Annotated in this window: 26 protein-coding genes; 9 read left to right on the top strand and 17 right to left on the bottom strand. The window is 41.7% G+C overall.

Annotated features, from left to right (window positions below; translation table 11 throughout):
- Window positions 1-38: 38 nt before the first annotated feature.
- The 7 genes from C0V70_RS11645 to C0V70_RS11615 all read right to left on the bottom strand — a co-directional run bounded on the left by C0V70_RS11645 (window position 39) and on the right by C0V70_RS11615 (window position 5,442).
- Entirely contained in the window at window positions 39-521 is a 483-nt protein-coding gene (locus C0V70_RS11645; RefSeq protein WP_102244032.1) for a flagellar basal body-associated FliL family protein, read from the bottom strand.
- A gap of 116 nt (window positions 522-637) precedes the next feature.
- A complete protein-coding gene (gene ald, locus C0V70_RS11640; protein ID WP_102244031.1) occupies window positions 638-1,744 on the bottom strand; it encodes an alanine dehydrogenase in 1,107 nt (368 codons plus the stop codon).
- Window positions 1,745-1,832: 88 nt separating this feature from the next.
- Complete coding sequence (locus tag C0V70_RS11635) at window positions 1,833-2,342, bottom strand: hypothetical protein (RefSeq protein WP_102244030.1); 510 nt, start codon at window positions 2,340-2,342, stop codon at window positions 1,833-1,835.
- Between the two features lie 7 nt (window positions 2,343-2,349).
- A complete protein-coding gene (locus tag C0V70_RS11630) occupies window positions 2,350-3,645 on the bottom strand; it encodes a FesM (RefSeq protein ID WP_102244029.1) in 1,296 nt (431 codons plus the stop codon).
- Window positions 3,645-4,049, bottom strand: coding sequence for a FixH family protein (locus C0V70_RS11625; RefSeq protein WP_102244028.1), 405 nt, complete (start codon window positions 4,047-4,049; stop codon window positions 3,645-3,647). Before C0V70_RS11625 ends, C0V70_RS11630 begins: the two co-directional genes overlap by 1 nt.
- Window positions 4,049-4,612, bottom strand: coding sequence for a hypothetical protein (locus tag C0V70_RS11620; protein ID WP_208107744.1), 564 nt, complete (start codon window positions 4,610-4,612; stop codon window positions 4,049-4,051). The genes C0V70_RS11625 and C0V70_RS11620 overlap by 1 nt, the downstream gene beginning before the upstream one ends.
- A 14-nt stretch (window positions 4,613-4,626) precedes the next feature.
- Complete coding sequence (locus C0V70_RS11615; protein WP_102244027.1) at window positions 4,627-5,442, bottom strand: MBL fold metallo-hydrolase; 816 nt, start codon at window positions 5,440-5,442, stop codon at window positions 4,627-4,629.
- Between the two features lie 85 nt (window positions 5,443-5,527).
- On the opposite strand from C0V70_RS11615, the gene C0V70_RS11610 reads away from it, so the two are divergent.
- The gene (locus tag C0V70_RS11610) at window positions 5,528-6,949 is read left to right on the top strand and encodes a M16 family metallopeptidase (RefSeq protein WP_102244026.1); all 1,422 of its coding nucleotides are present in this window, start codon (window positions 5,528-5,530) and stop codon (window positions 6,947-6,949) included.
- Window positions 6,949-8,346 (top strand): M16 family metallopeptidase, encoded by a 1,398-nt coding sequence (locus tag C0V70_RS11605; RefSeq protein WP_102244025.1) that lies wholly within the window; start codon window positions 6,949-6,951, stop codon window positions 8,344-8,346. The genes C0V70_RS11610 and C0V70_RS11605 overlap by 1 nt, the downstream gene beginning before the upstream one ends.
- Before the next feature lie 42 nt (window positions 8,347-8,388).
- Here the strand turns inward: C0V70_RS11605 and C0V70_RS11600 are convergent, their stop codons facing one another.
- From C0V70_RS11600 to C0V70_RS11590, 3 genes are read right to left on the bottom strand one after another with little or no spacing between them, the layout of a single operon-like run.
- Window positions 8,389-8,724, bottom strand: coding sequence for a bactofilin family protein (locus C0V70_RS11600; protein WP_102244024.1), 336 nt, complete (start codon window positions 8,722-8,724; stop codon window positions 8,389-8,391).
- 9 nt (window positions 8,725-8,733) lie between these two features.
- Complete coding sequence (locus tag C0V70_RS11595) at window positions 8,734-9,600, bottom strand: hypothetical protein (RefSeq protein WP_102244023.1); 867 nt, start codon at window positions 9,598-9,600, stop codon at window positions 8,734-8,736.
- A complete protein-coding gene (locus tag C0V70_RS11590; RefSeq protein ID WP_102244022.1) occupies window positions 9,600-10,652 on the bottom strand; it encodes a L,D-transpeptidase family protein in 1,053 nt (350 codons plus the stop codon). The genes C0V70_RS11595 and C0V70_RS11590 overlap by 1 nt, the downstream gene beginning before the upstream one ends.
- A gap of 183 nt (window positions 10,653-10,835) precedes the next feature.
- On the opposite strand from C0V70_RS11590, the gene C0V70_RS11585 reads away from it, so the two are divergent.
- The 3 genes from C0V70_RS11585 to C0V70_RS11575 are packed head-to-tail and all read left to right on the top strand — an operon-like array spanning window position 10,836 to window position 14,572.
- On the top strand, window positions 10,836-12,491 hold the full coding sequence (locus tag C0V70_RS11585) for a hypothetical protein (RefSeq protein ID WP_102244021.1): 1,656 nt from the start codon (window positions 10,836-10,838) through the stop codon (window positions 12,489-12,491).
- Window positions 12,492-12,494: 3 nt separating this feature from the next.
- Window positions 12,495-13,496: a GGDEF domain-containing protein gene (locus tag C0V70_RS11580; protein WP_102244020.1), complete on the top strand. Its 1,002-nt coding sequence runs from the start codon at window positions 12,495-12,497 to the stop codon at window positions 13,494-13,496.
- A gap of 11 nt (window positions 13,497-13,507) precedes the next feature.
- On the top strand, window positions 13,508-14,572 hold the full coding sequence (locus C0V70_RS11575) for a metallophosphoesterase family protein (RefSeq protein ID WP_158649658.1): 1,065 nt from the start codon (window positions 13,508-13,510) through the stop codon (window positions 14,570-14,572).
- Window positions 14,573-14,593: 21 nt separating this feature from the next.
- Here the strand turns inward: C0V70_RS11575 and C0V70_RS11570 are convergent, their stop codons facing one another.
- Window positions 14,594-14,950 (bottom strand): hypothetical protein, encoded by a 357-nt coding sequence (locus C0V70_RS11570; protein ID WP_102244018.1) that lies wholly within the window; start codon window positions 14,948-14,950, stop codon window positions 14,594-14,596.
- Between the two features lie 19 nt (window positions 14,951-14,969).
- Window positions 14,970-16,709 carry an NAD(+) synthase gene (gene nadE / locus C0V70_RS11565; protein ID WP_158649657.1) on the bottom strand — a complete coding sequence of 580 codons (1,740 nt, stop codon included), beginning with the start codon at window positions 16,707-16,709 and terminating at the stop codon, window positions 14,970-14,972.
- A gap of 104 nt (window positions 16,710-16,813) precedes the next feature.
- Here nadE and C0V70_RS11560 point away from each other — a divergent pair, with 104 nt between their 5' ends.
- Genes C0V70_RS11560 through C0V70_RS11550 form a run of 3 tightly spaced genes read left to right on the top strand, consistent with a single transcriptional unit; the run spans window position 16,814 to window position 19,795 of the window.
- Window positions 16,814-17,719, top strand: a complete 906-nt coding sequence (locus tag C0V70_RS11560) for a DMT family transporter (RefSeq protein ID WP_158649656.1) — start codon at window positions 16,814-16,816, stop codon at window positions 17,717-17,719.
- Between the two features lie 40 nt (window positions 17,720-17,759).
- Window positions 17,760-18,704, top strand: coding sequence for a UDP-glucuronic acid decarboxylase family protein (locus tag C0V70_RS11555; protein ID WP_102245494.1), 945 nt, complete (start codon window positions 17,760-17,762; stop codon window positions 18,702-18,704).
- Entirely contained in the window at window positions 18,701-19,795 is a 1,095-nt protein-coding gene (locus C0V70_RS11550; protein ID WP_102244015.1) for a glycosyltransferase family protein, read from the top strand. Before C0V70_RS11555 ends, C0V70_RS11550 begins: the two co-directional genes overlap by 4 nt.
- Here C0V70_RS11550 and C0V70_RS11545 read toward each other — a convergent pair.
- The 5 genes from C0V70_RS11545 to apaG all read right to left on the bottom strand — a co-directional run bounded on the left by C0V70_RS11545 (window position 19,770) and on the right by apaG (window position 23,729).
- The gene (locus tag C0V70_RS11545) at window positions 19,770-20,942 is read right to left on the bottom strand and encodes a hypothetical protein (RefSeq protein WP_102244014.1); all 1,173 of its coding nucleotides are present in this window, start codon (window positions 20,940-20,942) and stop codon (window positions 19,770-19,772) included. The two genes, C0V70_RS11550 and C0V70_RS11545, sit on opposite strands and share 26 nt — an antisense overlap.
- A gap of 64 nt (window positions 20,943-21,006) precedes the next feature.
- Window positions 21,007-21,750, bottom strand: a complete 744-nt coding sequence (locus C0V70_RS11540; protein WP_221887063.1) for an amino acid ABC transporter ATP-binding protein — start codon at window positions 21,748-21,750, stop codon at window positions 21,007-21,009.
- On the bottom strand, window positions 21,750-22,442 hold the full coding sequence (locus C0V70_RS19170) for an amino acid ABC transporter permease (RefSeq protein WP_208107745.1): 693 nt from the start codon (window positions 22,440-22,442) through the stop codon (window positions 21,750-21,752). The genes C0V70_RS11540 and C0V70_RS19170 overlap by 1 nt, the downstream gene beginning before the upstream one ends.
- 7 nt (window positions 22,443-22,449) lie before the next feature.
- The gene (locus C0V70_RS19165) at window positions 22,450-23,223 is read right to left on the bottom strand and encodes a substrate-binding periplasmic protein (RefSeq protein WP_208107746.1); all 774 of its coding nucleotides are present in this window, start codon (window positions 23,221-23,223) and stop codon (window positions 22,450-22,452) included.
- A gap of 65 nt (window positions 23,224-23,288) precedes the next feature.
- Window positions 23,289-23,729 (bottom strand): Co2+/Mg2+ efflux facilitator ApaG/CorD, encoded by a 441-nt coding sequence (gene apaG, locus C0V70_RS11530; protein ID WP_102244013.1) that lies wholly within the window; start codon window positions 23,727-23,729, stop codon window positions 23,289-23,291.
- 207 nt (window positions 23,730-23,936) lie between these two features.
- Between apaG and C0V70_RS11525 the strand changes: the two genes are divergently transcribed.
- Window positions 23,937-24,284, top strand: coding sequence for a high-potential iron-sulfur protein (locus C0V70_RS11525; RefSeq protein WP_158649655.1), 348 nt, complete (start codon window positions 23,937-23,939; stop codon window positions 24,282-24,284).
- The last annotated feature ends 11 nt before the right edge of the window (window positions 24,285-24,295 follow it).

The raw sequence follows: 24,295 nt of genomic DNA, 5'->3' as shown, positions 1-24,295 counted from the left end.
ATAATAAAAAAGGCCCTCGAAAGAGGGCCTTTTTGTTTTTACTGAACAATGAAACTTGCAAAGAATATGTTTTTTACGACAGGTCTCTTCATCGACTTGTTAATCTCTCTCTTCAATCTATCCTCTAAAAGAATTTTTCCAGAAAGCGAGTTAAGTTCATCAGCTCCCATTTTTGAAGTGATGTCGATGATACGGTCTTGAACCATTGGCAGATAAGCTTTCACTTCATCCAAATCTTTGGCCTCAAAAAGCACTAAGTGCATTTCTACTTCTAACCATCTCATGCGCGAGTTGGCCGCTTCGTTTTTTGGAACTAAGCTGATCGTCATCTTGTCGACTTTAAAGAAGGTTGGGATGGCCTTAGAGTCCACTGTGTTCAGAAGCTCAGCTTTCATAGCAGCCTCATCAATAGGTGGCTTCTTATAGACTTTTTCAGTGTAATAGAAGAGACCAACAACAGCGAGTGTTGCCAGAACCATTACGCCTAAGAGAATCATGTCTACGAGTTTTTTACCGGTCATATACAAATGATTTTAACACGTTTGGAAAAAATAAAAACATGGAAAAAGAAACTAGAGTGTCTTGGTCGGAAAAGAGGGCAAAAAAAAGGGCCGCTCGAGGCGACCCTTTTATAAAACTAAAACGGAAGTTTTGTGTAAGGAAGTCCTAGGTCATTTGCTACTTGTTCGTAAGCAAGCGTCCCTTTGTAAATGTTGATCCCTGGACGGAAAGTTTTATCTTTCTGAGCAGCTTCTTCAACACCCATGTTAGCAATCATTCTAGCGTATTTTAGAGTTACGTTAGTAAGAGCGAATGTCGATGTGCGAGCTACTGCACCTGGCATGTTAGCTACACAGTAGTGAACAACGCCGTCTACTACGAAAGTTGGATTTTCGTGAGTTGTTGGCTTGCAAGTTTCAATACATCCACCTTGGTCAACAGCGATATCTACCACTACTGAACCTTTTTGCATTTTAGAGATCATGTCTCTTGTTACTAGCTTAGGAGCTTTAGCGCCTGGAACTAGAACTGCACCGATAACAAGGTCAGATTCAAGAACCGCTTTTTCAATGTTGTCTGGGTTAGAGTAAAGAGTTGTGATGTGTGATCCGTATAGACCATCTAGTTCAGCAAGACGTTTTGTTGAAAGGTCGATCGCTGTAACAGAAGCTCCCATTCCCATTGCCATTTGGATGGCGTTTGTTCCCGCGATCCCAGCTCCGATAACAGTTACTTTTCCACGTTTAACACCTGGAACACCACCTAGAAGAACACCTTTTCCACCTTTGTCTAGTTGAAGGTAAGCAGCTCCGATTTGAACTGACATACGTCCAGCAACTTCTGACATAGGAACTAGAAGAGGAAGTGAACCGTCTGCGTTTTGGATTGTCTCATAAGCGATTGCTGTACATCCTGACTTCATCAGACCTTTTGTTTGCTCTGGATCTGGTGCAAGGTGAAGGTATGTGTATAGGATGTGGTGAGGCTTAAGCATGGCGATCTCTACTGCTTGAGGCTCTTTTACTTTGATGATCATTGTTGATTTTTCGAAAACTTCAGCAGCTGTATCTAGAATTTTTGCTCCAGCTTTTACGAATTCTGCGTCTTCGATACCGATACCAACACCAGCGTTCTTTTGAACGTATACAGTGTGTCCGTCAGCTACAAGAGTTCTTACTCCTCCTGGAACCATACCAACACGGTTTTCATTGTTTTTAATTTCCTTAGGTACTCCGATAATCATAGTTATCTCCTTCATAGGTTTTGGGTCATAAAAATATCCCATGAGAATTTCACAAAATGAGGAGAAAAGGAAGGGGGTGGTAATGCTTTCAGGGGGTCTTTTTTCTGCGCTTGTGGATCATCACTCTGACCCATATGAAGGCAACCAGGAGAAAAGGCAGCGTATAAACCACAAATTCGGTCTTATTCGGGCCCGGAGGGGTCACTTCCACAGGGACAGTGGTGCTGGTTAAGGTATCGCCATTTTGTTTATTTTTGACGACTACGATAATGTCCCAGGTTTCATTGGTGGGAAAAGGAAGTGTCGCAGTATAAGAATATCTGCCCTTATCCTCGGTTGGAATCAGGGCCGTGCTCTTTAAAATGGGTTCCTGGCGCCCTTGTGGATGGGCCTTGATTTCGAAGTAGAGGTCGTCTTTTTTTAGATTTTCCCCCTCAGGATAAAATGTGAAAGTTCCATTTTCCGTATCCGGGTCTGCCCAGACAGAGAGTTTATACTCGCCAAATTTATGGTCGACTAAAATGGGAAAGGGTGGACCTTCGTGGGCAAAAAGAGTCGAAGCAAAAAAAGAAAAAAACAGGAATAAAAAATATTTCATAAGTCTTTTACGGGGCAATACCTACAAAAGTCCCGCGCATCTCCATCGGAAGTGACATGACCCAAAGGGCGAAAAGAAAAATCGCCAGGTGAGTGGCACTCCACTTAAGTTTTGCGCGCTTTTCGTTTTTTCCCGTCCAGACCAAAGTCATTGATCCTAGAAATCCTAGAAGTAAAAATCCGTATTGTATAGGTGTCACGATATGCGTGGGCACGCCCATCATGGAATTAGAGAGCTGAATTTTAAATAAAAGCGGGACAAAAGCAAAAAGGCCGGTGAGCAAATGGAAACTGTAGTGAGAGACCCAGATAAAAAAACCGAGGGGGAGTAGTGTCGGGATCATTTTGTAATCTTTTTTAGAAATGAGTAAGAGCGGAAGCAGAACTAAAAAGGTGATAAATAAAGACAACAAGAGAATAAAATTATTTTGAATGCCGGTCACATCTGCGATAGTGATCGTCAAATTATACGCAGGGCCAGTCATGGCAAATGCATTTAAGAGTGCTCCAAAAGTAAAAACGACAATCAGTAAAAGATAATCCAAACGTTTTGTTAAAAGGCCGATTCCCGCGCGAGGAGAGTCTTCCTGCAGCTCTTCGCCGTTAAGAACCATTTCAACTTTAACGTTGTCATAAGGGCAAGCGGCCACACAGTCCATGCAGAAAGTGCAGTCGAGGTTTCCATTTTTTTTGGGGATAAATAAAAAGGTTTCGCAGCCGCGTTTTAAAATTTCGCCGTCTTTTTCAACACCCTTTAAACATTCATAAGTCGTGCAGCTCTCGCACACTGAAAGATTTTTTGCTTTCACTGTCGCAGGACTCATGGTGCTTGAGAGGAAGTTAAACTGGCCGATAGGGCAGAGGTATTTGCAGAAGCTTGCTTTTTTAAAAGTGAGATCCACAAACACTGCAACCAGGAAATAGCCAATGATAATAGAGGCTGTAAGGGCCGGACTCGACCAAAGGTGAAGGTATTCATAAGTAAAAAGGATAGAGGTTAAAAGAAAAATCCCCAACCATTTATTTTGAAGTTTTTTAGGCCAGAGTTTTTTAGGAGCATGAAAAACTCGCAGAGCATTTCTCACAAAAATAAAAGGACAGCTCATGCAAAAATAATTGCCGAGTAAGAGGAGAACAAAAACTAAAACTCCGCGGTAATGGACCCAGACAAATTGCGTGGCCAGGTTTTTAGGCGCAAAGGGGTTTCCCCAAAGCCCTTCAGCTATTAAGAGCACTGAGGCCACAAGCAGAAGAAACTGAAAAATGGTTTTAGTAGATAAGAGGATTTTTCTCTGTGACTTCATTAGTTGGTTTGCAACACGACTTCTTTGCTGGCCACTGAACCATCAGGCAGAGTGATCGTCAGGAAAATAATCCACTCACCCAGCATCGTCAGTTTAAAACGGGTGCTGTAGATGGCGTCTTTTAGGTAAATGGCTTCAGTGAAAATTGGGATCATTCCACCGTGATTCATCGTGGCCTCAATATCGATTTTAGCATTTTCGATATTTTTTCCTTCTTTGTCTTTTAAGGTGAAAGTGAAATTGACCGGAGTCTGCAGGTCAATGGATTTAGGATTATAATCCCAAGTTAAAACCACGTCGGCCTTTTTAGCTTCGCCCTTGGATTTCAGATTGAAATTTTCTTTTAAAAAAAAGAGCCCAATTGCAACGGATAGAAATAAAAATATAACAGCAAGTTTTTTCATTATTTTATCGCACACGTGCACTGATAGTGTGCTTCTTCATCTTTTGTCGGGAAAAGATGCATGTACATAGCAATGGCCATCGGGATAAAAACAATAGTGTTGTAGAACAAGTGCAATTCTACGCGAGGGTAGAATAATTGCAGAATACTTACAGGAACCGGTGAGCCCCAGAAGTTTGTGTGCAAAATGGCCTGAAGTTGAAGCAAGAAATGCTCTATGTGGTGCCAGAATTGAATAGCAAAAGAGGCCATCCACCATTTGTAACTTCTTCCAACGAATCCTTTTCTTAGAATCCATAGGCCAACTAACATGAAGAGTGCATAAAGATAATGCATTAATTCTGAAGAGACGAGCCATGGAAACCAGTGTCCTAAAACTCCACGAGATTCCGGACGAGGCCATCCGAGAGCGAAAATCTGAAAGGCTTGAACTAAATGTTCTGCCCAATGAGCAAGAACAATAAAAGCATAAATTCTTAAAGCAAATTCATGTTTATTTGTGTTGATCAGGTTAATGAAATTTCTGTAACGAGAATCACCGGCCATCATCGTGTCTGTCGTCATAAAAAGTTTTCCTCTCAATAAAATATCTTTTGACTATCATACAATGGAAAAACCGATTCTCCAAATTCTCTCATGGCCAGGTCTTTTAAAACAGAGTGGGAAAGATCATGCGAAATATGTATCAGACCAGTTTTCTCGGCCTTTATTTCCCGCACATACTCAAAGCATTTCTCAACAGTTAAATGCGTGGTGTGGCTCCCTTTTTTCAGGCAGTCAATGACCAGGATTTTGAGTTTTCTTTCTTTGAGGATTTTAACAATGTGATCAGGAAGAGAGTGGCAATCGACGATATAGGCGAGATCGCCCAGGATAAAGCCCATTGTTTCAGCATGCCCGTGTGGGTAATTAAAAAAGAAAAACTCTTCTCCAAAAAGTATTGTTGGTTTTTCTAACTCTACCGACTGCAATTGCAGACGGGGAATTCCTCCACCTAAAACAGGCCCTTTATGATGAAAGATGTAAGGGAAGCGCGCTTCAATAGAAGCTTTGGTGCTGGCGTTGGCAAACACCGGAATTTCTCTGGGGGGAGGTCCAAAACAAAAAGGGCGAAGGTCATCGATTCCGTGCAAATGATCAGCATGTTCGTGAGTGATAATCGCAAAATCAACTGCGGATATCTTATTGTTAAGTATTTGTGTCCTTAGGTCAGGAGTTGTATCGATGAGAATACGTTGTCCATTTTTTGTTTGAATGAAGACACTTGTTCTCATTCTCTGATCGCGGTGATCAAGTGAAGTGCAGACTAAACACGAACAACCTATTTGCGGTATTCCTACACTGGTGCCTGTACCAAGTGCCATTAACATATTTTTATTCAGAGATTTTTCCATTTAGGGCCCATTTTGTTCTGATTGTTTTTGGCCATAGAAGCAGTATAATTTTAACTCAACTATAAGAGATCAAGGAACAAAAATTATGTTACCGAGAAAGTTAAAACTTTTGAAATCTCCACAATTAATTAAGGTCTTGTCGCTTACGGCAGTGGTCTTTCTTTTTGATGCATGTTCGAGCATGGGGATGGGTTCAAAGTCTGCGCCGCTTAAAGCGGGCTTCAATGTAAAAAAAGTGGTGTTAAGAAATGGCCTGACCGTTCTTGTTGCACCCAATCCAAAACTTCCGATTGTGTCTTATTACACACTCTTTGACGTCGGTGGAAGAGATGAAGGTGTTGGTACGACAGGGGCGACGCATTTTCTTGAACACATGATGTTTAAGGGGGCCAAAAAGTACGGGCCTGGTCAATTTGATACGCTGTTAGAAAAGAGCGGTGGTATGACCAACGCTTATACAACAAATGACATGACGGTTTATTATCAAAACATCCCAGTGGAGTTTTTGGATACGATGATCGACATGGAAGCAGACCGTATGCAAAACCTGCTTTTAGAGCCAGTGTCGTTTGAAAGTGAAAGACAAGTTATCTTTGAAGAAAGAAAAATGCGTTATGAAAACAGCCCGGATGGATTGATTTTCTTAGCGCTGATGAAAAAAGTTTTTGCCGGCACACCATACGGACAATCAGTTATCGGTGAAGAAGCAGACTTAAAAGCGCTGACACGTGATCAAATGATGGAGTTCTTTAAAAACTATTACGTTCCAAACAATGCCATCATCGCTATCTCTGGTGACGTTGACCCGGATACAGTCATTAAAAAGATTGAAGAAAAATACGGAGTCATTCCAAGATCAGAAAAACTTAAAGAGCTAAAAGATAAAACTTCTGGTGAAGAAGTGTTTAAGTCAAAAGCTGAATTTGGGCAAGAGTACAAGTTTTACGCAACCAACCCGATTCCAAAATTTGTCATGGCCTTCCAGGGAGAAAAACTGGGGACAAGAAAGTCTTATGTCATGGACCTTCTGGCGATGATTCTTGGAAATGGAGGAAGCTCATACTTAACGCAAAAATATGTGAAGTCTGATGAGCCGATGTTAACAGAAATCAATCTTTCTAACTTCAATCTTATCCACTCTGGCGTCTTTTACTTTGCCGGAGAGTTAATGGAAGGCAAAAAGATTGAAGACGTGAAAAAACAAATCGAAGGTGACTTAAAAGAGATGTGTGACCAGTCGATCAATCAGCGTTCTCTGCAAAAATCAAAAAACCAGATTTTGGCCCAAGGTTACAACCAGCTTAAGACCAATGCCGGAGTCGCTTCAACAATTGTCCGCAATGAAAAGTGGCACGGTGATTTTAATTACGGTCTAAAAGAAATGGAAATCTATAACTCAATTTCGGAAAACGAAGTGCAGATTGCCTGCCGCGAAGTTTTAGAAGAGTCGAAGTCCATCTTCATTTCAACTTGGGATAAATACCCTAAAACCGCGGAGAAAAAATAATGAAAAAACCATTACTCTTACTTGCGGCCCTGGGCCTTTCATTTAATGCTTTTGCCGCTTCGGGCGCCAAGCCTGTCGCGATTGAAGATAATATTAAACGTCTAAAGTGGAACGGCATTGATGTTGTTTATATTGAAGACAATCGTTTCCCAACTTACGATTTGACCATCTATTTTGCAGATGGTGCTTTAAGTGAGAAAAAAGGGCAGAATGGTCTTTCTATTCACGCTTTTAATCTTTTGGACTCAGGAACTGATAAACTTTCTCAAAAAGAAATTTTAGACCAATTAGAGTTCTTAGGAACTGAGTTTGGGGCAGATGTCACTCACGAATACAGTACAGTCACTGTTTCGGGCTTAACGAAGGATTTAAAAACATCAATGACTCAGATTTGTTCACTGATGAGATCGGCGACTTATCCGGAAAACGTCATTAAAAAAGAGCTGCAGTTAGAGAGAAACGGACTGCAAAGCCTCGTGGCCTCACCTCAAGGTCTTTCAGAAAGAGTGTTCCGTGAAATTTCACTAGGTGGAACTCCGTACTCTTACCCGGTTGCTGGAAAACTTAAAGACCTGGCAACCTATACGCCGGCCGCACTTCGCGCTCAGATGAATTACTTTCTGGATAATGTAAAAAAACGCGTTTACCTGACAGGTCCAAAAAGTGCTCTTGCGCTGGAAAAAATCCTGGTTGATGAATGCCGCTTTAAAGGGTCAGATTCTGATTTTGTCAGAGCGGTTGATGCTCCAAAGAAGAAGACGGCAAAAAGAGAGTTTATTTTCGTACCGGTGCCAGATGCTAACCAGGTTCAACTACGCATCGGACGTTTCTTAAACTATGATGAAACAAACGAAAGAAACCTGGATGCTTTGGCGTCTGATTTCTTAGGTGGTGGTTTTACGTCTCGCTTAATGCGCGAAGTGCGTGTAAAGCGCGGTTTAACTTATTCGATTGGTTCATTCATTTCTTCTCAGAAACAATACGGAAGAGCGGGGATTTCAACGTTTACTAAAAACCAGACGATTGACCGTCTCATTGAAGTTATTGATGAAGCAGTCACTAAGATTCATACAGAAGGAATTACTGAAGAGGATTTAGACCGCTCAACTCAAGGGATGATTGGTGCTTATCCATTTAAGTTTGAAAGCAACCCGGCCTTCTTGGGTCAGCTGCTTCTACTGGATCACATTGGAAAACCGTACTCTGATCTTTTTGACTTTAAAGATGCAGTCAAGAAGTACAATGCTAAAGATGTAGCTAAGAAGATTGGCGATATTTTTGGAATGAAAAAACAGACGATCTTTGTCCTTGGGGATAAATCAATTGAACCAAAACTAAGAGCGCTGACAAAGAAATACGGGCCGCTTAAGGTCGTAGACTACAAACAATACCTATAAAAATGAATTGGTGGTGGCGAGAGTCACCACCTTTTTTTAAAGCTATTCGGCCTCTGTGTGAGCGTTCATGTTCACCACCGCACCAGGAAGAATCTCTAAAGATTTAGCAATGATTTTACCGTTTACCACGGCCGTAGGATAAAGAGTGACGTTGCCTGTTGATTTAATCTCACCCGTGAATTCACCGTAAACTTCCAGGTCTCCACAAGTCAAAATGGCCTCCGTGACCGAGCCAATTTCCAGCACGATTTTAGAAGGCGCTTCAACAGTGATATCGCCCATTAGTTTTCCCAAGAGGTGAGTGGTGCCGACAAAATGAAACTTTCCATTTAAAACAGTTTGTTTGCCGATTGAAGTGTAAGTTTGATTCTGGATCATATCATCAACCTATAATTTAAGTGCGTACGCCATGCTTTGGTAGTGGATAAGATCACCGGTGCGCGAGAAGATAAAAACAGTAAACGAGTAGTTTCCTGATTTTCTTGGCCTCACAAAACTTGCATCTACTGGTCTGAATCTTTGAGTTGCAAATGGTTCACCGGCAGCATAGTTGATCTGGAAGTCACTTCCACCAAAAGCATTGTATGGATAGGCCTGAATTCCAATTTCGTTTTTCATCAGAACAATAATGTGCCCGGAGATTTTTGCATCGTCTGTCACGGCCGGGATAATGTTGAATTGAAGATTAACCGTATCGCGGTTAACCAGTGCTTTAAATCCTGAAAGGTTCAAGATCGCCGGGCGAGTGCGGTCTTTTTGCCCCTGGATCGGTTTAAAAAGAGAAAGTGTCGAAAGCCCGATTGTGTTAACAGTCCCGCTTACTGGGGCTGGACATGTTACAGGAGCAGGGCATTTTGCATCGGAAGGAGCTGTTGTTGTTTTTGATTCTGTTCCGGGAGTTGCCGTTGGCGTTTTTCCTTGTTCCTCAAAAGCGAGAAGCTGATTTTTTAATTTAACATTCTCTTCCATCTGATCAGCAAGTTTATTTTCCAAATCTTCGCTTTTGGATTGTCTTTCGCGGATAAATTTATTTTGCTGGTAACTTTGCAGCAGGCGAGCAGGACCGGCATTCAAGAGGCCTACGACACCAATAACTAAAGCAACAAGAGTAATGGCCGGTAGACCAATGAAAAACAAATAAATCTTTGAGCGTTTGATCTCAAAGTATTTTGGTGAGTCATTTTTTTGGTGATAAATAATCGAGACACTGTCTTTTTTGGCAGTCTCAGGATTGTTGGGCCTTTGTTCGCTCACTAGTTATTGCCTTTTTTAATCTCAATTCCTTCGCGTGTTCCTTCTTTGAAAAATCTTAGAGAAGGCTCAAATGCGAGTTTGCCCATGTTTTCTAAACCGTTTTTCGTCCAGACTTCGCTGACGATTTTCCAGTTGTAGTTTTCATCTTGTCTTAGATAAAGAAGCTTTCTACCAGTGTCGTTGATTGTGTTTGACTGGTAGTTTTGTGTAAACGTCACAACAGCGTAGTTCTTAGCCTGTAGAATAGAAAGATTGTCCAGGTCGATTTTAGGTTGACCAGGGTTAGAGAAGACAGCTTTTTTATAAGCTTTATAGGCAGCGTATTTTCCTTTTGAGTCTACGAAATCATTTTGATCGTAGTAGCTGATGTAGCTTTCGATATCCTTTTTTCTCCAGGCATCCAGCCATCCATCAATTGTTTTTTTCAGCTCGCCTTTTTGTGTTTCCCAAGTTTTCTCATTTAAGTAAATAAGATCTTGAACAACAATCATTGGTGTTTTGTTAAGCTCCAGGTATTTTGAAACATCAATCAATTCGTTGTTGGCCGTCACAACACATCCTCTTGAATCAAGACCTTTATCAATTCTTGTTTCATCGTTAGTAGAGTGTAGCCAGATTCCTGAACCTGTCTTCTTGTTGATTTTATCAACCGGGTTTGGGTAATCAGTAACGAAAGCACCAGCTCCGTAAATAGCACCTTGAGGGCCAGATTGAGCAAGGAGTTGTTTGTTAGTCATGAAATCAACGAAGTTATAAACGCCTTCTGGTGTTCTGAAATCACCCTCAGCTTCTTTGTCGCCTGGTTTTTTCCCTGTGGCCATTTGGTATGAACGAACAAATTCTGGTTTTCCGTCAGCGTTTTTGAAAAGGTGAAGAGAGTGAGTTGATTTTTCTGCAATTAAAACGTGGTGAGCAAAAAAATTATCCAACATGAGAAGTGGAGCTGGCATAACTTTTGTTCCATCTGCACTTGTGCCTTGTGCGAATGAATATGTTAAAGGCAGAAGTGTAAGTGCACCAACTGTAATAATCTTAGCAGCAATGTTTTTCATCGAAATAACCCTCTAAAATGGTCAGGTAAAGTATAAAATCTTACTTTATTTTAGACAAAAGCGTGCTTTCGATCAACTTAAAAGCATCACTAGGCAGTTAGTACTATGATTTTCGTAAGTATCGTCCGATAGGATAACTGATAAAATAGTAGAAAATAGTTGAACAAAATCAAAGGGACAACCATGAGTGGGGCAAAGAAAATTGAGCCAGTATTCGAAGACCCGTTGAATGCCAAAATTCAGCGCAAATTTGATATTGTTTTTACGCCAGTTGTTCCACAAAAAGCAAAAATCTCCAATGAAAATACTTCAAGTGTGTTTAATGATGATATCGATTTTAATACAGGACTAGACGACGAGATGAGTATGGGAAATGACAATGGAAGTAAGGGTGAAAAAGACTCCGGGCTTCAAATTGACCTGGACTTTTCAATGGATGACGACACTCCGGCCACTCCGGAAAAACCAGTCGCCACTCAAGCGGCTGCACCAGCTGGCAGTTCAGGGGATGATGACTTAGGTTTTTCATTGGATTTTGATGTCGATGCACAGGAAATTGAAACAAAACCTGAGGCCACACAAGCAACATCTCCAATCGCATTGGAAGACGAAGGGTTTTCATTGGATGACGTGATTGCTGATCACGACAATTTTGATGAATCCACAAAAAAGACTGTTGTGGTAAATCCAAACAACCTGACGAATTCAAACCTGGCAGAGTTCGCTCTCGATTCAACTGGCAGCACTGGCTCTTCTGCTGATCTTATGACGACAGAAGAGGCGAAGGCCAATATGGAGTCGACGATTAAGGACATTCTTCGTCCTAAGTTTGACGATACAAAAGAAACAAATATTGAAGGGCTGGAAAAAACGCATACCGGGGCCCTGGATAATATCGAAGACAGCGTACTTGATTTTGGAGGTAATACTCCTTCTCAGGGTTTTTCGCTGGAAAATATGATTGATGACAATGAAGCTTTTGCTCTTGAACCAAGAAATAATACGCGTTCAGATTTTGCGGTTTCTTCTAACGAAGCGACACGCGAGTTTGACATCAGCGATATGGAAGAGATCGAAGCAGTGCAAGCAGAAGCTCCGGCAAAACCTGAACTTCCAAAAGCTGCGCCGGTTGCGCTCCAGTCTCAACCAGAACCTGTTCGCCAGGCCGTTATTGAGGAACCAGTTTCTTCATTTGTTCCTGGAGCGGGACTAGGGGGGCAGTCACTGAGCACCGAAGATTCGATGCGCTTTCAGGCAACGATCAGAGCACTTCGTGAAGAAAGAGAAGAGTTGTTGTCGCAAATTAAAACACTAAAGGCCGACTCTAAAGAATTTGAACAAGACAACCTGACATTAAAGGCGAACTTAGATGAAGCTAAAATTGAAATTACGATTCTAAGAAAACGACATATGGTGGAATTAGAAGACCTGAAGTATCGCTTAACAATGAGTGAAGAGAAAAAGGCCCTTGCTGATGAGAAGGCACGCCAGGCCGAATTACGCCGTGAAAAGCTTGAGCAGAAAGTAAGGATTGACTTTAATCAGGTAAAACAAAGAGAAAAAGAGTTGGAAAGTAAGCTTGAACTGCTTTCCATGGATGTAGATTCGCAAGTTCAGAGTCGCGACCAGAAAATTTTAGAGCTGAGAAGAAAAATTGACGCTCTAGAATTTAACATGGAAAATGCTTCCATTAAGGAACAAAAATCGCTGGAAGATAAGAGAAAGCTAGAAGATCGATTAGGTAAAATAATGAAGACTCTGAGACATTCGATCAAGAACCTGGAAGATGATATCGACCATGTAGAAGAAGACGATGATCATCAAAAGGAAAAGAACTAATTTATGACACAATCTCTGACTGATTTTTTAAGTAGTTTTTCTTTTTTTGAAAATGAAAAGAATTTGATCTCTCATATAGAAGAGTTCCTGGCCCGCGAGTATTTGGTCAGACCGTTATTGGTGTATTCAATTCATAACAAAATACCACAGATTGATTTTAAAAAATGCCGTACGATTGTAGGGAAGGCCGACCGCCAGAAGCTCTATAGTACTAAGCTTTTAGATCATCTCTTTATCAAGCGCGATGATATTAAACATCTGCCTTGCCTGTCAGTCAAAGTGGAGAATTGCTTCTATTATTTTTTAAACCTAGGTTTTAAAAGAAGCCAGTTTCATTTCGCTGTTTTTTCTGCTCCGTCGGAAATTTCGACAGATGTACTGAAGTCGCTGTCGCAATTTGCGGCAAGCCACTTAAAAATTATCCAGCGTTTTGAAGATCTATATAAGACACATGAACTCATCCATATCGATGACGTTACAGGTTTATACAATCAGAGAAAACTTTATAAAGACTTAACGTTGCTGGTTGATAAGTTTCAGAAGGAAAAAGACCCTTTCTGCGTGCTTTTTATCGATATCGACTACTTTAAAAAAGTCAATGACACTTACGGACACTTAGTGGGAACGAAACTCTTAGAGAACGTGGCCCGTGATATTAAAGGCCTTCTGCGCGACAGTGACATCAGTTACCGTTACGGGGGAGATGAGTTCGTGGTGATTCTGGTTAATTCTGATGCAGTTGCCGGAAAAATTGTAGGAGAGCGTATTCTGCAAATCATCCGCGAGCGCACATATGAAGTAGAAATGAGAAACGAAAAGAAGATGGTGAAGCTGAGTGTTTCTATTGGTGTGGCGGAGTTCCCGACAGATGCCGTGAACTCTCAGGAAATCCTGGCGATCGCCGACCGCATGATGTACGAGGCCAAAGAATCAGGGCGTGGAGTGGTCTTTAACACTCAAGACGTTTTCAAATCAAGCCTGCAAAAGGCGGTTAAAACGAAATGATAATCCTGGTATTGAGCGATCTACATTTAGGAAAAGGAAAATTTCTTAAAAACGGGCAGCTCAATCTCCTGGAAGATTTCTTAGAAGATGAAAAATTCTTCGATTTCTGCGACTACTATTCAAAAGGCGATTACGAAAAAGAAGAGGTCCATCTCGTTTTAAACGGGGACATCTTAAATCTTATCCAGATTGATGTGGATGGTGTCTTCACGAATATCATCGACGACACAGTCACCGTCAGGGCCATTGATGCCATCGTCAAAGGGCATCCGAAATTTTTTGAAGGCCTTCGTCGCTTCTTGAAAATTCCAGGGAAAAAAGTCACATACGTCATTGGAAACCACGATTCAGGTATGGCCTTTAGAGAGGCCCAGCAAGCGCTTCGCCGCTATGTCGGAGAAGAAATTGAGTTCTGCTTTGAAGTGAATCTTTGTGGTGTTCACATTGAGCATGGTCATCGTTTTGAAGTGATCAATACCGTTCCAAGTGATAAGTATTTTATGGAAGGTCCCAATGGGAAAATGATTTTAAATCTTCCATGGGGAACACTTTTTTGTATCAATCTTCTTCCTATTTTAAGAAAAGACCGACCGAATATTGATAAAGTAAGACCCTTGGGAAGTTATGTACGCTGGTGCTTTTTTTACGACTTCGCTTTCTTTTTAAAGATGAGTAAGATCGTTTTAAGATACCTTTTTCAAAGTAACTTCGACGAATACATCAAACAAAACAGAAACTTTAAAACCACGCTTTCTATCTTAAAGCAGATTACGATTTATCCGCTTTATGGAAAAAAAGCGAAGGGTATCCTGAAGCGCCATCCGGAAATTCATACGGTGGTGATGGGGCACACTCACGTGCAGGAGTGGCTGCGTTTTCCTGAGAACAAATACTATTTCAACACCGGAACATGGAACACGATTCCTCACCTGGATGCCGGACAAATGGAAGCCTCTACGCGTTTTACGTATGTGCAGATTAAAGTAGATAAGGAAAAGAGATCACTGCTGACGGGAACGATGAACTTGTGGCAGGGGACTTGGAAGCCATATCGTGAGGAAGTGTCTGCTGTATAACAGACACTTCGCCAGATTTTATTAAGCCTTTTTAGAAACTTTTTTTGTCGTCTTAGCAACTCTTTTAGCTGGAGCTTTTTTTGTTGCTTTTTTGGCCGCTTTTTGAGCAGTCTTAAGAGTTTTCTTTGCTTCAGATTTTTTCTGAGAGATGATTTTCTCAACTTTTTTCTGAATCTTATTTAACTCTTTCTTTTGTTCAGTAAGGAATTTTTTTGCTTTCTTTACTTCATCCACCACAGTTTTTTCGATTCTTTTTTCAAGAGTTTTTTTCTCAGTGTGAAATTTATCAACCAGCCCTTGAACAACGTGTTTTTTTCTCAGGGTTTCGATTTCACCTTTTAGTTCCTGGAACGATTTAAGTAACTGCTTCTTATTCACTATGAACTCCTTTCTAGGGTTAAAGAATCTTTTTGCTAATAGGGACTCTGTGGCCAAAACCAAAGCTTTTTGGCTTCACTTTTATTATAGGGCAAAATTGTTTTCGTTTATACTCTGATTTTGATAAAAGTGAATAAACTTTTAGGACCTCATCTTTGTCGTGACCACGCTTGATCAGGTCGGCCGGGCTAAAACGCGAAGATAACAGGGCTTCTAGGATCGGGTCCAGCCTGTCATAGGGCGGAAGGCTCTGGCTGTCTTCCTGGTTTTCACGAAGCTCTGCACTTGGTGGACGAGTGATAATGTCTTCAGGAATCAGCCCGCCGTAGTTGGCATTGATAAAGTGCGCGAGTTCAAAAACTTCTGACTTAAACAGATCTCCCAGAACTGAGAGGGCCCCAACAGAGTCCCCATAAATAGTCGAGTAGCCCACAGAGAGCTCCGACTTGTTGGAAGTGTTAAGGACAACTGAGTTTAAATCATTTGAGCGCATATAAATCAAAGCGCCTCTTAAGCGGCTTTGGATATTTTCATCGGCCAGACCTTTAAGTTCTGCCCCAAAGTTGTCGCGGTAAGCAGTTTTAATTGTCGAATGGATGAACTTAATTGGCATAGTTGTAAGTTTCACGCCCAGGTTACGGCATAGGTCGTAAGAGAGATCAAAACTCACCGAGCTCGAATAAAAGCCTGGCATAAACACAGCTTCAAGTTCAATCGGCATCGTTTTTTGCAGAAGTTTGATAATAGTTAAAACGAGCGCAGAGTCCATCCCGCCAGAAAGCGCGATGGTGAATTTCTTCATGCCATTTTTGGTGATGTAGTCGCCGATTCCCAGTAAAAGAGCATCGAGAACTTCCTGGCAGCCTTTAGGCCCCATAGGTGTCAGCGACAGAGTGTCGCTTGATAAACGAGTGGAGAAGATGGTGCTCCAGCTGTTAGTTGATGAGTGATAAGACCTGACGTTTCCTTTTTCCGGTTCCTGATAAACCGGCATTTCAAGTGAAAGAATCTGGGATTTAAATCCATATGCCATCTTAACAACACTATTGCCATCGACGACAAAACTATGGCCGTCGAAGATAATTTCATCTTCGGCACCCACGCGGTTAACATAGACAAATGGTGCTTCCAAAAATTGTGAAATCTCCAGTGCGCGGTTAATTCGCGTTTCGATTTTCCCCAGATGGTAAGGGCTTGCACTGATATTGATAACCATGTCGCACTTTTTATTTTGTTCAGATAAAAGCTCGACAGGATCGACATCGTGCAGGTGGGAAAACCACATATCTTCACAGATCAGAAGCCCAAAGTTTTTGCCCTGGAACTCAAAAACCACCGACTGGTTGCCCGGTGTAAAATATTTCTTTTCCTCGTACAGGTCGTAGTTAGGAAGAAGTTGTTTAGTATAAAGGGGGCGCAGTTTTTTTCCCGGCTCCAGGATGTACATGACGTTTTCAATCTGGGCAGGCCAGCCAAGTCCGTCAAATTCATAACGAAGACCACCAAAAAGGAGGGCCAGGGGTGACTTACTTTTTAATTGGCGCTCTGACCAAATAGAGAGATCCTCAAGGAAAGCGAGGTAATCGTCAATAAAAGTCTTTTTGAGCGGAAGATCCTGCAGAGGATACCCGGTTAAAAAGAGTTCCGGAAAAATGTGCAAACCACTGTGGCTTCCGTCTTGGAAAGTGGATGTAAGGTACTTAAAAATGCCTTCGAAGTCAGCAATTTCATGGTGGGTTTGGTGAAGATTTAATTGCATGAACGCATCCATTGATCTAAATTTACACTCTAGATAATAATACGGATTCATGGCTTCGTAAAACGGCAATTTTAAAGCGTTTCACCATGAGTTGAAGGATGCCCATGATCGGTGTTGTCTTTGTCATTTTAGCTGGTGTTCTTTGGGCGATTGATACGTTGATTCGCTACCCAATGCTCTTTGCCGGTGTTTCTGCTGAAAGAATTGTGTTCACCGAACAACTTATTCTTTCGATTGTTTTTATTCCCTTACTGTTAAAAGACGCTAAAAAAATCGGAACACTTAAACTTTCGACGATGGCTTACTTTGGCGTCATCGGGGTTTGTGGCCAGGCCATCGGAACACTGACTTTTACCAAGGCCTTTATGCTGATTAACCCTTCGCTGGTTATTTTGCTGCAAAAGCTTCAGCCAATCGTCGCCATCTCACTGGCCCGGGTTTTTCTGGGTGAAAAAATCAAACGCGAGTTTTTATTCTGGGCCGCAATTGCATTGGTTGGGGGATTTTTGATTTCTTCTCCGGACATTATGCCAGGTTTAATGGGGCTTGATTTCTCAATGGCCCTTTTAAGCAAAAAGGCCATCTGGGGTTACACTCTCACCATGATTGCTGTTGTGAGCTGGGGAGCTTCAACAGTTTTTGGAAAAAAACTTTCTGCTCAGGGATTCGATGAAATCCAGATTATGGGCGGGCGTTTTGTTCTAGGTCTCGTGTTTATGACCTTTTACTTATACTACCAATTTGGTGGGCTAAATTTAGATTGGAACCTTGCCACTTATGGTAAAATTCTGATTATGGTTTTACTTTCTGGTTTTGCCGGAATGTATTTTTATTACAAAGGGCTTAAGACTTTATCGGCAAGAGCAGCTGCGCTGGCCGAAATGTTCTTCCCATTTAGTGCCGTGGTGATTAACTGGATTTTCTTAGGAGCTAAGCTTCAGCCAGTTCAGATAGTAGGGGCGAGTCTCCTGGTTATCGCATCGTCGGTCATTCAGTTAAAGAAGTATTAGGAGAATGAATATTATGAAAAAAGTAGTACTGCCAACATCAATGGAAGGAAAGACAGTTCTAGTTGCTGGAGCAGCAGGATTTGTTCCTTCAACTCTTTGTGAACACTATTTAAATCTGGGGGCCAAAGTTATTGGTCTGGATAACTTCATTACTGGATCGGAATCAAATATTGAGCTTCTTTCAAAAAGCAAAAACTTTGAATTCCATAAACACAACATTTACGAATCTCTTCCGGATTTTAAATCACAGAAGATCGATTATATTCTTTCAATGGCCTCTCCAGCTTCACCAATTGACTTTGGTTTAATCCCACTGGAAATCATGCGTGTAAACTCAGAAGGAACTCTCAAACTTCTGGAACTGGCAAAAGAAAAGAACGCTCGTTTCTTGGAAGCTTCGACATCTGAAGTTTACGGAGACCCGGAAATTCACCCACAAACAGAGGACTACGTAGGGCACGTTAACCCGATTGGACCTCGTTCTTGTTATGACGAATCAAAGCGTTTTGCCGAAGCTCTCACAATGAGCTTTCATACGAAATACAAAGTAGACACGAGAATCGTGCGTATCTTTAACACATACGGACCGCGTATGCGTCCAAACGATGGACGTGTTATCCCGAATTTTATCACGCAAGCGATGAGAGGGGAGGATTTGACTGTTTATGGTGACGGAACACAAACTCGTTCTTACTGTTACTCTACTGACCTAGTTCAGGCGATTCACAATGTATTAATGAGCGATGACGTCACTCCGTTTAACTGCGGTAACCCTGATGAGTACACAGTTAAGGAAACGGCAGAGCTAGTAATTAAAATTTTAGGAAGCAAATCAAAGATCAAGTATCTTCCACTTCCAAAAGATGATCCAAAAAGAAGAAGACCAAATATCGGCAAACTTCAAAGCATCTCTGATTACAAACCAGTGGTGAAATTTGAAGACGGTATCAAAGCGACAGCGGAGTATTTTAAAACTTTACTATGAAAGTAGCGATTACCTGTGATTATTTATTAGGCAGAAGCCATTACGTGGAGATCATCGAGAACCTTTGTGAGGTTTTCCCTGAAGCTCCTATTTATTGTTTTGCTCACAAAAAAGGTGCGATCCTAGGTCATATTGAACAAAGATCTATCAAGTCGACTTACTTAAGCAATATCGTCTCGACAGAAGAGGAGTTTTACCAGCACTCGAATAAAATTCCTTCGCTGGCAAAAAATCTTTTTGTTTCCTGTGAGTACGACCTCATTATCAATATTTCAAAAGGCTTCTCTCAAGGTCTGGCAAAGTGTGAGACAACAAAACTGATCACTTACCTTTACGACCTGGATTTGGATTCAAAGATTAAAAAAACATTTATGCAAAAAATCCTCTCTCCAATGGTTTTTTCATGGATAAAAAAATCTCTGGGGCAAGCGGATAAAGTTCTTTCTTCAAGAGAGGATTTATTAACAACACTTCACGGTCTAAAAAACACAGAAGTGATTCCTCCGCCATTTAGAGTGTCGGATTATGCTCTTTTTCCAAAAGACATGTTTAAGCACCACTTCTTTTTGATTGAGGCCAAAGGTCTCAACATAAATGAAGCAACGAACCTGATTGAATGGATGAAAGAGTGGAATTACTCATTTCAATTCATCGGGCCGGATGCTCACTTAAGTTCAATTAAATCTAACTTTCCTGAAAACACTTTCTTTGGTGACCGCTGCAGCGGGGAGCATGCTCCAGTTCTGGCCTCATCCAAAGCTCTAGTGACATTCAACACGGAAGACTTTCCGGCGCTGGCCCTTGGGACACTGGCCACGGGAAGACCGGTTATTCTGGCAAAGCCTCTCTCAAAATGGCTTTCTGGTTTAGGAGTGGATTACATTTCTCATTTCGATAAAGCTGAAATTAAAAAGGCCTTAGACAATGTTATCAGTGACAGTGTACTTGAAACACAGAAGCTGCGTGCTCATGTAATGGAGTACCATGACATTAAGTTCAAGGCGCAAATGAAGCGAACGTTAGATAAAGCGTTTCATGAGATTCACCCTCATGATCACACTCACTCTAGCGACTGCTCTCAATGCAAGTAAAGAGCTTATCCAGGTTTGATCCCGTAGAATTTTGAAAAGGTCCAAAATGGTTGTAGGCCTTTCCCGCTTGAAAGTGAGGAGAGACACATCTTTGTTCAAAACCTTTAAGTTTTCCATTCACCACGTTTGATGGGTGAGTGGCACTCGACTTTGTTGTGTTAACTTGAATGGCAAATGTCTGAACCAGTTTATGAATTCCACAGAAAGCGTTGAAGCTTTGGTATGAACTTCCCAGCGCTTTAATTAAATCCGCCTGAGTGGCCTTCTGACTGATCTGGCAGCTTGCCTTGTTTTGATTTAAAGAGTTCCAAGCACGAATACAAGGCTGAATATTCCCCGCACTGTTTGGTGTGAATTGAAACATCCCAATATTTAATCTTGAAGTCGCATCCTGAGCAGGGTCTTCGTAAAATTTAACTCCCGCAGGTTTTCTGTATCCTGATGGGCCAACTTTTGCGGCCACATTTTTTGACGTTGTCGTGTCTGCCGTGCTCAGTGATTCAGCGTAGGCCAGGCAAGAAAACATTCTGGTCCACGTGCTTAGAAGTTCTTTTTTAGCAGATTGATCACCATTTAGAACTTCCTGGCGAAGAGTGTTCACTGTATTAGCGAAGCGGTTTAGTTTATCAATCGTCGCTTGCCCTGGGACTTTATTAATTGTCGCAGAAAGAGTTGATGAAGTGACATTACAAAGCGGGTGCCTGATGAGCGAAGTCGGAAAATAAGCGCTGTCATCAGAGCTTGTTCCATAATAGCTTCCGATGTAGCCAACTTTGGCCGGGACATCATTAATCATCTCTTGCACGTAATAGCTGATCTGGTCAGCAAAATACTCATGTGGAGCTTCATCATTAAAACACTGATCAACCTGATCGTTATTGATAACTTGTCGTGAAGAGCCCACAAGTTCATTGTCATTTTGCGAATCATCGACTTGCGCGCCGACTTCTGCACCGGCATTTAAATAAGCGTCTTCTGAAAGTTCTGGCCCAAAATCCAATGTCGGTTTTGTCGATGGTGCTGGAGTTGGAGTCACTGGTGCCGGATTAGGCGCAGGTGTTGGCGATGGTTTTTTTGAACCCATGGCCTGGGCGTGTGTTGAAACAAGTGTGCACAGAAGTGTGGCTAAGATGATTTTTGTTTTCATAGGAGCTTTTTCGGCTCGCTATGAAAAAATCTTAGGGCATCCGTCTAATGGTTAGAAGGAGGTGTTACAATTTCTTTAAGAAATCGATAGTTCTTTTCTCTTTCGGGTTTCCAAAAACGTCTTGTGGAGTGCCTTGCTCAACTATTACTCCCTTATCCATGAAAATCACTCGGTCGGCCACTTCGCGGGCAAATCCCATTTCGTGAGTGACCACAACCATCGTCATACCAGTGTGAGCGAGGTCTTTCATTACTTTGAGAACTTCACCAACAAGTTCAGGGTCAAGGGCGCTAGTGGCTTCATCAAAAAGCATCACATCTGGCTTCATCGCAAGCGCTCTGGCGATGGCCACGCGTTGCTGTTGTCCACCAGAGAGATCTCTTGGATAGGCGTGAGCTTTTTCCTGTAGACCTACACTTTGAAGAAGATCCAGAGCGCGCGTTTGCGCTTCATCTTTTGAAACTTTAAGCACCTGCGTGGGAGCAAGGGTGATATTTTCCAGCACTGTTAAATGCGGGAAGAGATTAAAGCTCTGAAACACCATTCCGATTTTCGTGCGGTAAAGATCCAGCACATGCTCTTTGGTGTTGTGTTCAATGATCTGACCTTTGAAATTAATTTCACCGCTGGTTGGCAGCTCAAGGTAATTTAAACAGCGAAGAAAAGTTGATTTTCCCGAGCCTGATGGCCCGATAATCACCACCACTTCACCTTTAGTGATGTCAGTTGAAATATCTTTTAGGACTTCATTGTGTCCGAAAACTTTTTTAATGTTGGAGATTTTTAAAATCACTTCATTGGATTTCATTACACGCCTCCTTTTTGCAGCAGGCGGTTTTCCACACGGGAAGCAATAAAACTTAGAACCATAACGATGATTAAATACCCTAGAGCTGCCCAGACATATACTTCCCATACGCGGAGGTATTTAGCTCCCACACGTTGGGTGACATAGAGAAGTTCTCCAAGAGAGATAACTGAAACCAGCGATGTCTCCTTTGTCAGAGCAGAAAGTTCATTCACGACCGGTGGAATAATTCTTCTATAGGTCTGTGGGATAATAATTTTATACATGGTCTGATGGCGCGAAAGCCCCAGAGCTCTGGCCGCTTCACTCTGACCTTTAGGAATAGAGAGAATTCCGGCGCGAAAAATTTCTGCCAAATAAGCAGCACTATTAAGTGAAAGGGCCAGGATACCAGCAGGAAAAGAATCGATAACCATATCAATTCCGTAATTAGAAAAAATAGTAGGAAGAGCAAAGTAGATAAAAAGAATCTGCAGCAGAAGTGGTGTCCCTCTAAAGAGAGTGACGTAGGCCACAGAAAACCAATTTAAAACTTTAAATGAAGAGATTCTCATCAGTGCGAGAATCATCCCCAGCATAAGTCCAAAAATCCCACTGATAAAAGTGAGCTTGAGAGTGATGACCATTCCTTCCGCCAGACGCGGAAGGACGATTGTTTTAGAGAATGCCCAAAAACCTAATTCAAATTCCATCTAGTACTTATAGTGTAGGTTCAGTTTTTAGCCACTGCTTATAAATGCGTGAGTAAGTGCCGTTTGCTTTGATTGTCTTCACAGCTTCTTCCAGTACTTTTAAAAGTTTTGGATCAGCTTTTCTTACGGCGATTCCGATTGGCTCTGGCTTAAGCGCATTTCCTGAAACTTTAAACGTTTTAGCATCAAGACCAGTGTAGTATCTTCCAACAGCTTCATCTGTCACGATAACATCGGCCTGGTTTGCTTTAAGGGCACTGAAGGTTTCAGTTGCACCTGGGAATGTTTTGATGGCCTTGATCTTTACACCTTTCTTTTGGATCGCCTCAACCGCAGTGAAAGAAGTCGTGTCTACTTGAACCGCTACTGTTTTTCCGGCCAGTTCAGTATCTTTAGTAACCGCAGCTCCTGTTTGCTTAACAACAAAAACTTGTCCCATTGAAATATAAGGAACAAAGTTTACCGCAGCAGATCTCTCTGGGGTGATGTTCATTGATGACATAATGATGTCGTAGCGGTTTGACTGAAGTCCTGCAAGGATTCCATCCCATGGCATAACGATAAATTCTGCTTCAACTTTTAAAATTTTTGCCAGTTCGCGTGCCAGGTCCACATCCAGACCGATGATCTTGCCATCTGTCGCTTCAAACTCCATTGGAGGATAAGTCGTGTCCACGGCCACTTTAAGTTTTTTTGCCTTAACGACTGCATCTAAATCAGCGAAGGCAGAAAGTGAAAAAAGAGTTGTAAGAAGTGTAGCTAAAACCAAAAGACGTTTCATAAAGGTCTCCGTAAATAATAAACGATTATTTATGGTAACGGGAACGTTTACGAATTGAAAAGGTTTTATTGAATAACGGTTTCGCCTTCTTCATTTAAGTTGCGAGGAGGTCTGAAGAAGAAAACAGGAACTGTCACCCAGAAGCGGTTTCCGAATTCATCGATCATCTGGTATTTCCCACGCATATTCCCATAAGGAGAGTGAAGTGGACAGAAGCTTGTGTATTCGAAAGATTCACCTGATTTAAGCATTGGCTGCTCACCAACAACACCTGATCCTTGAACGTCATACGTTTTTCCGTTTCCGTCTTTGATCTTCCAGTGGCGGTGGATAACGCGACAAGCGACTTCACCGTTGTTCGTGATTTTGATTTTATAAGCGTAAAAGTACTGATTGTTCTCTGGGGATGAGCGCTCAGGAACGTAATGAGGGTAGACTTCGATTAAAATATCTTGAGTTGTCTCAAAATAATATTCATTGGGTTCAATTGGATTAATCTGTTCCATGGGGCCTCAAAATGTGTTTTAGACGCTTCTCATACCAAAGGCGTTACACTTTTTAAAGCTTTGCACCAAACTTTTTAGTTTGGAGCCTGAAACAAGAGTTTGGCTATAAGTACTTAAAATAATTAGGATTTCCTGCCGATAAGCTTTGAAATTGAGTTCCCATGCATGATAAAATGCGTGGAACTGATAAATATTTTGGAGATATATATGGAAGACAAAAACCTAAATCGTCGTTCGTTTTTCGGAATGGTGCTTGCTGCGGCCACTATCGTTCCTTTCGCCTTCAAGAGTGTTAAAGCTCAAGCTGCTGGATGCCCGACAACTCCTCCTGCTGGAAAGCAAGTAGCGAAAGTTGGAGAGGGAATGGCAAAGAGTTTAGAGTATGTTGAAGATGGAAAAACTTCGACAAACGCAAAACACAAGCCAGGACAAAATTGTGGAAACTGTAAGTACTACAATGAGAAAAAAGCAGAAGGCGGATACGCTCCATGTACAATGATGGGGATGAAGTACGTAACAAACTGTGGATGGTGTAAGTCTTATCTAGCGAAATAATTTTTAAATAA

The organism is Bacteriovorax stolpii (assembly GCF_002872415.1).
Taxonomy (GTDB): Bacteria; Bdellovibrionota; Bacteriovoracia; order Bacteriovoracales; family Bacteriovoracaceae; genus Bacteriovorax; species Bacteriovorax stolpii.
Note: the sequence above shows the minus strand (reverse complement) of the source record. Positions and strands in the feature narration are given on the sequence as shown.